Here is a 695-nt window from a genome sequence, read left to right as displayed (position 1 = left end):
TGTATAATAGACAGGCACACCGTCCTCTCCCCGGTGTGGCCGGATCCGGAGGGGCTGCGGCCCTCGCCCTCCCGTACCGGCACCGAGCGGGAGCCGCTGGTCGGCAGCCCGGAGTGGCACCGGAAGACCTTCGAACTCAGGTGTTCCGGGCTGCCGGCCGAGCGGCTCTCCGAGCGGTCCGTGGAGCCCTCCCGCCTCAGCCTGCACGGACTGGTCCGCCACCCGGCGGGCGTCGAGCGGTGGTGGTTCCGGCGGCAGTTCCCCGGGGAGCCGGTCCCCGACACCTGTACCGGTCCGATACCGGTCCGACGAGGACCCCGAGCAGGACACCGAGGACCTGAGCGGTGACCCGGCCACGGCCCTGGCCGTGTGGCGGGCCGAGTGCGACCGCTCCCGGGAGATCGTCGCCGCCCGGGCCTCCCTCGACGCCACCGGTACGAACATCGTGACCGGCGAGCCGTTCTCCCTGCGGTGGCTGCCGCCGCACCTGCTCGCCGGGTACGCCCGGCACAACGGCCACGCCGACCTGCTGCGCGAGCGGATCGACGGCGCCACCGGGCTGTGAGCCCCCGCCGGTGATCACCGATGGGCGGAAGCGGTGACCTTCGTCCCCACCCGCCGCCGCGCCCGGCCCGGGACACTGGAGGCTTGCCCCGGCCCGGGCGCCCCGTCACCGCCCGGACCCGGTGCCCGCC

Annotated in this window: 2 protein-coding genes; both read left to right on the top strand. The window is 75.3% G+C overall.

What is annotated here, in order from left to right; translation table 11 throughout:
* On the top strand, window positions 1–348 hold a 348-nt coding region (locus FOE67_RS30565; RefSeq protein ID WP_323385623.1), incomplete at its 5' end, for a mycothiol transferase.
* Window positions 338–565, top strand: coding sequence for a mycothiol transferase (locus FOE67_RS30560; RefSeq protein WP_323385625.1), 228 nt, complete (start codon window positions 338–340; stop codon window positions 563–565). The genes FOE67_RS30565 and FOE67_RS30560, both read left to right, overlap by 11 nt.
* Window positions 566–695: the final 130 nt, after the last annotated feature.

Origin of the sequence: Streptomyces calidiresistens (assembly GCF_014141525.1) — a bacterium.
Taxonomy (GTDB): Bacteria; Actinomycetota; Actinomycetes; order Streptomycetales; family Streptomycetaceae; genus Streptomyces; species Streptomyces calidiresistens.
This window is presented reverse-complemented; position numbering and strand designations above follow the sequence as displayed.